The following is a 5795-nucleotide window of genomic DNA, read 5'->3' on the forward strand; positions in this document are numbered from 1 at the left end:
GCCCGGCGCTGTGGGTGCTCGCCGAGAACCACCGCGCCCGGCAGGTCTACGCGCCGCCGCCGGGTGGCGCCCCACCGGCCGCACGCAGCAGGCCGAGTTCCCGCCGTACCCGACCGAGATCGAGCTCGAGCTCGTCCGCGACTAGCTCAGCGGACGCGCACGACGGCGAACGACTCGGCGGCCAGCCGCACGCCGCCGTCGCCCGGCTCGGCGCCCTGCGGGGCGAGCAGCACCTCGTCGACCACGGCGTCCAGCGGCACCGTCGTGCCGGTGCCGTAGCAGACCGCGACGCGCAGGTCGCCGCGGTGCATCACCAGCCAGGAGTCGTCGTCGGCCGTCTCGACCCGGAAACGGGTGAGCGAGGGGTCGGCGAGGTCGGGACGGGCCCGGCGCAGGCCGATCAGCGCCCGGTAGGTCGCGAGCACGTCCGCGTGGACGCCCTCCTCGCGCTCGTCCCAGCGCAGGGTCGAGCGCTCGAACGTGGCCACGTCCATGGGGTCGGGCACGTCCTGCTCGTCCCAGCCGTGGCGGCCGAACTCGCGCCGTCGCCCGGTGCGCACGGCCTCGCCGAGCTCGGGGTCCGGGAACGAGGCGAAGAACTGCCACGGCGTGCTTGCCGCCCACTCCTCGCCCATGAACAGCATGGGTGTGTACGGGCCGAGCAGGACGACCGCCGCTGCGCAGCCGAGCAGGCCCGGGGAGAGCGTGGCCGCGAGCCGGTCGCCGGTGGCGCGGTTGCCCACCTGGTCGTGGGTCTGGGTGTAGACGACGAACCGGGACCCGGGAACGGTCGTGGTGTCGACCGGACGTCCGTGCGTGCGGCCGCGGAAGGTCGAGTACGTGCCGGCGTGGAAGAACGCCTGCCGCAGCGTGGTCGCGAGCGCGCCCTGGGCCGCGAAGTCGCCGTAGTAGCCGGACGTCTCCCCCGTGAGCCGCACGTGCAGCGCGTGGTGGACGTCGTCGGCCCACTGCGCGTCCATGCCCAGGCCGCCGCGCTCGCGCGAGGTGACGGTGCGCGGGTCGTTGCGGTCGGACTCGGCGACCAGCGACAACGGGCGTCCGAGCCCGGTCGACAGCGCCTCGACCTCCTCGGCGAGCTGCTCGAGGACGTGCACCGCGCGCTGGTCGACGAGGGCGTGGACGGCGTCCAGCCGCAGCCCGTCGACGTGGAAGTCGCGCAGCCACGACAGCGCGTTGTCGACGACGTACCGGCGCACCTCGTCGGAGTGCTCGCCGTCCAGGTTGAGGCCGGGACCCCAGTCGTTCTCGCCGGCGAAGTACGGGCCGAACCGGTCGAGGTAGGCGCCCGAGGGACCCAGGTGGTTGTAGACGACGTCGAGCACCACGCCGAGGCCGCGGCCGTGGCACGCGTCGACGAACCGCTTGAAGCCGTCCGGGCCGCCGTAGGGCTCGTGCACCGCACCCCACAGCACGCCGTCGTAGCCCCAGCCGTGCGGGCCGTCGAAGGAGTTGACCGGCAGCACCTCGACCAGGTCGACGCCGAGGTCGACGAGGTGGTCGAGCCGCTCGATCGCGCTGTCGAACGTGCCGCCCGGCGTGAACGTGCCGACGTGCATCTCGTAGAGCACCGACCCCGCCAGCTGACGGCCCGTCCAGGCGTCGTCGGTCCAGGCGAACGCGGCGTGGTCGTAGACCTGCGACGCCTCGTGGACGCCGTCGGGCTGGCGCCGCGAGCGGGGGTCGGGCAGCGGCGTGGCGTCGTCGTCGAGCAGGTACGCGTACCGTGCGCCGTCCCGCTCGGGGACGTCCGCGTGCCACCAGCCTGCGGTGTCGCGGGTCATGTCGTGGACCTCGCCGTCCACCTGCACCCGTACCCGCTCGAGGGTCGGCGCCCAGACCGCGTACGTCATGCCGGACGCGTCTCCGGCGAGACCGTCTTGGCCGGGTCGGTCTCGGGCACGCTGCCGAGCACCTCGTCGACCCGCTTGAGCACGTCCGCGTCGAGCTTCAGCCCGGACGCGGCCGCGTTCGACGTCACCTGCTCGGGCCGGGAGGCACCGACGATGGCGCCGGCGACGTTGTCGTTGGCCAGCACCCAGGCGACGGCCAGCTGGGCCAGCTCGACGCCGAGGTCGTCGGCGACCGGCCTGAGCCGCTGGACGGCCTCCAGCACCTCGTCGCGCATGAAGCGCGAGATCATCTGCGCGCCGCCCTTCTCGTCCGTGGCGCGCGAGCCCTCGGGCGGGGCCTGGCCCGGCTGGTACTTGCCGGTCAGGACGCCCTGGGCGATGGGCGACCAGACGACCTGCGAGACGCCGAGCTCGCGCGAGGCCGGGACGACCTCCTCCTCGATGACCCGCCAGAGCATCGAGTACTGGGGCTGGTTGGAGATCAGCTGGATGCCGAGGTCCTGGGCCAGGGCGTGGCCGGCGCGCAGCTGGTCGGCGTTCCACTCGCTGACGCCGATGTAGAGCGCCTTGCCGGCGCGGACGACGTCGGCGAAGGCCTGCATCGTCTCCTCGAGCGGCGTCTCGTGGTCGTAGCGGTGCGCCTGGTACAGGTCGACGTAGTCGGTGCCGAGGCGGCGCAGGCTGGCGTCGATGCCCTCCCGGACGTGCTTGCGCGAGAGTCCGACGTCGTTCTTGCCCTTGGGCCCGACCGGCCAGTAGACCTTCGTGAAGATCTCCAGCGACTCGCGGCGCTGACCCTTCAGCGCCTCGCCCAGCACGGTCTCGGCGGCGCCGTTGGCGTAGACGTCGGCGGTGTCGAAGGTGGAGATGCCGGCGTCGAGGGCCGCGTGCACGCAGGCGATCGCCGCGTCGTTCTCGACCTGCGACCCGTGGGTCAGCCAGTTGCCGTAGATGATCTCGCTGATCTTGAGGCCGCTGTGGCCCAGGTACCGGAACTCCATGCGTCCAGGCTAGGCGCGGGCGGCGTGGTCGGCGCGCCGAGCGGGAGCGCCGGGGCGGCCGCCCGCGCACCGGACGTTGCTGGACACTCCGTCCAGTAACGTTCCGATGCGACGACCCCGACCGAGAGGCGACCATGCTCCCCACCGCCCCGCTCAGCGAGCTGCGCTGGAACCGCGGCTACACCGACCCGGCCTGGGTGCGCCGGTTCACGACGGCCGGACGCGAGCTGTCCCCCACGCGTCGGGTCTGGCGCGGTCCCGGCCCGGCGCGGCCGTTGCCCCAGCAGCCGGTCGCGCTCGACGGGCTCGACCTCGTCCCGACCCCGTCCGGACCGCTGCGACTGGAGTCCCTGCTCGCCGCCGCGCACACCGACGCGCTGGTCGTCCTGCACCGCGGCGCCGTCGTCCACGAGTCCTACCGGCACGGCACCGTCGCGCACGAGCCGCACTTCACCGCGTCGGTGGCGAAGTCCTTCCTCGGCCTCGTCGCGGCGACCCTGGCCCACGACGGCGCGCTGGACCGCGACGCGCTCGTTTCCACGTACGTCCCCGAGCTCGCCGGGACGGCCTTCGGCGACTCCCGCGTCCAGGACCTGCTCCACATGGGCACCCGGCCGAGCTACGCCGGTCGGCCGTTCGACAAGGCGACCGAGGCGCTGCGCTACCAGGCGGTGATCGCACCCGGTCTGCGTCCGTCCGACTACCGCGGTCCGGCGACGATCCGCGAGCACCTGGCCACCGCCCGCGCGACCGGCGCCGCGGGCGAGGAGTTCTGCTACGAGAACGGCAACGTCGAGGCCCTGGCCGCGGTGCTGCGGGCCGTCAGCGGGACGACCACGGCCGAGCTGGTGTCGCAGGTGCTGTGGTCGCCGCTCGGCACGGAGGAGGACGCGTACTACGTCGTCGACGGGGACGGCGTCGAGGCCGCGTGCGGCGGGTTCAGCGCGACGGCCCGCGACCTGGCGCGACTCGGCGAGATGGTGCGCTGCGGCGGAGCGGTCGGCGACGCCGGGTCGTGCCCGAGGCGGTCGCCGGCACCATCGCGAGCGGTGTGCCCCAGGGCTACTCGCAGCGCGTCCGGCTGCCCGCCGCACCGGCGGACTCGCCGGCCACGCTGTCGTACCACGACCTGTGGTGGGTGCTGAACGACCCGTACGGCTCGTTCATGGCCAGCGGCATCCACGGCCAGCGGGTGCTCGTCTCACCCGGCCTGGACCTGGTGGTCGTCCACCTGGCCTCCCAGGTCGTGTCCCCCGCCGTCCCGCAGGTGCCGGTCGTCCCGGCGCTCCTGCGGATCGGCGAGCACCTCGCCGGGCGGGCGTAGACCGGCCCCTTCCCCATGAAGGAGCGGGACGGCGGTCCGCTCAGTGGGCGTACGTGGCCTCGAGGAACTGGCGCTCGTGCTGCTCGGCGGCGTCGGCGCGGGTCGCGACGTCGGTCAGCTCCTCGGCGGGGATGATCGCGACGCCGTCGGCGTCCGCCACGACCACGTCACCGGGACGGACGACCTGGCCGCCCACGCCGACGATGACCTGGGTCTCGCCGTCGTTGCCCGGCAGCGGGCCGGCCGGGCAGGTGGACCGGGCGTAGACCGGCAGGCCGAGCATCTCGAAGCCCGCGACGTCGCGCACCGCGCCGTCGACGATGACGCCGATGACACCGGCCTCGAGCAGGCGACGGCCGATCAGGTCGCCGACCACCGCGCGGCTGGTGAAGCCGGCGCCCGACACGACGAGCACCTCGCCGGGCTGGGCCTCCGCCGCGGCCGCACGCACGGCGGCGTTGTGCCCGGCCGGCGCGATGACGGTGCGGGCCGGTCCGGCGAAGGACGGGCCGCGCCACACCGGCCGGATGGCCCCGTCGAGCGCGCCTTCGCCACCGCGGACGTCGCACACGTGCGAGGCGCCCACCTGGGCGAGGCGTTCCATGGACACGGGCTCGGCGGTGCTCATCAAGGTCTCCTGATCGTCGGGGTACCTCTCCACGTTACGCCCGCCGTTCCAGGCGAAATCGGGCCGGGTCGGTTACTTGCGGGTCACCAGGGCGACCGGGTACACGCCGGTCAGGTCGGCCAGCGGCACCCGCGGACCGGCGTGCTCGCGCCCGGTCAGGACGTCCGTCCAGGTGCCGTCGCCGAGCTCGAGCGCCGCGTCCTGCCAGCCGGCGGACGCCTGCAGCGCCGCCGGCCGGACGGTGGCCACGACGGCCAGGTCGCGGTGCCGCTTGAACGCCAGCGCGTGCCCCGCGGCCGCCCCGATGCCCGGCACGTGCTCGAAGCCCTGGAACAGTTCCGGGCTCTCGCGCCGCAGCCGCAGCACCCGGCTGACCAGCAGCAGCTTGGCGGCGCCCTCGTCGTCCACGTCGGGCTGCCAGCCGGCGTCGATCCGCTCCAGGAGGGCGCGCCGGGCCGCGTAGCCGACCGGACGACGGTTGTCGGGGTCGACGAGCGACAGGTCCCACAGCTCGGTGCCCTGGTAGACGTCCGGGACGCCCGGCCCGGCCAGCTGGACGAGCTTCTGCCCGAGCGCGTCCGACCAGCCGAGCGGGCGAAGCCGCTCGACCAGCCGCTCGACCTCCCCGCGCAGGTCGGCGTCCTCGCGCACCCGCGCCGGCCACGAGCGCACCTGCTCCTCGAACGCCTCGTCGGTCTCGGTCCAGGTGGTGCGCACCTTGCCCTCGCGGGCGGCCTTGAGCAGGTAGTCGGACAGGCGCTCGTCCGAGACGGGCCAGGCGGCGACGAGCGTCTGCCAGGCCAGCGCCTCGAGCGACGGCTCGTCGAGCGGCACCCGCGGCGACCACGCCGTGACGGCGTCGCGCCAGTCGCCGGCCAGCTGCGACAGGGCGTTCATCCGCGCCCGGGTGTCCTCGGAGCGCTTCGTGTCGTGGGTGGTCAGCGCGGTCATCGCGGCGGGGCGCGTGCTCG

Annotated in this window: 5 protein-coding genes and 1 pseudogene; 2 read left to right on the forward strand and 4 right to left on the reverse strand. The window is 74.3% G+C overall.

Going from position 1 to position 5795, the window contains the following annotated elements; genetic code table 11:
- Positions 1 to 146: 146 nt before the first annotated feature.
- The gene (gene treZ / locus AC2W7G_RS07930) at positions 147 to 1871 is read right to left on the reverse strand and encodes a malto-oligosyltrehalose trehalohydrolase (RefSeq protein ID WP_485867952.1); all 1725 of its coding nucleotides are present in this window, start codon (positions 1869 to 1871) and stop codon (positions 147 to 149) included.
- A complete protein-coding gene (locus AC2W7G_RS07935; protein WP_485867953.1) occupies positions 1868 to 2872 on the reverse strand; it encodes an aldo/keto reductase family protein in 1005 nt (334 codons plus the stop codon). Before AC2W7G_RS07935 ends, treZ begins: the two co-directional genes overlap by 4 nt.
- 134 nt (positions 2873 to 3006) lie before the next feature.
- On the opposite strand from AC2W7G_RS07935, the gene AC2W7G_RS07940 reads away from it, so the two are divergent.
- Positions 3007 to 4017: a serine hydrolase domain-containing protein gene (locus tag AC2W7G_RS07940; RefSeq protein WP_485867954.1), complete on the forward strand. Its 1011-nt coding sequence runs from the start codon at positions 3007 to 3009 to the stop codon at positions 4015 to 4017.
- Positions 4011 to 4196: a hypothetical protein gene (locus AC2W7G_RS07945; protein ID WP_485867955.1), complete on the forward strand. Its 186-nt coding sequence runs from the start codon at positions 4011 to 4013 to the stop codon at positions 4194 to 4196. The genes AC2W7G_RS07940 and AC2W7G_RS07945 overlap by 7 nt, the downstream gene beginning before the upstream one ends.
- A 40-nt stretch (positions 4197 to 4236) precedes the next feature.
- On the opposite strand, the gene AC2W7G_RS07950 is transcribed toward AC2W7G_RS07945, so the two are convergent.
- Together AC2W7G_RS07950 and AC2W7G_RS07955 are read right to left on the reverse strand one after the other, a co-directional pair.
- Positions 4237 to 4824: an RraA family protein gene (locus AC2W7G_RS07950; protein ID WP_485867956.1), complete on the reverse strand. Its 588-nt coding sequence runs from the start codon at positions 4822 to 4824 to the stop codon at positions 4237 to 4239.
- 72 nt (positions 4825 to 4896) lie between these two features.
- Positions 4897 to 5795 (reverse strand): annotated as a pseudogene (locus tag AC2W7G_RS07955) (malto-oligosyltrehalose synthase); the annotation flags it as partial.

This window comes from Aeromicrobium sp. PFPM2_SD2, from assembly GCF_057364525.1.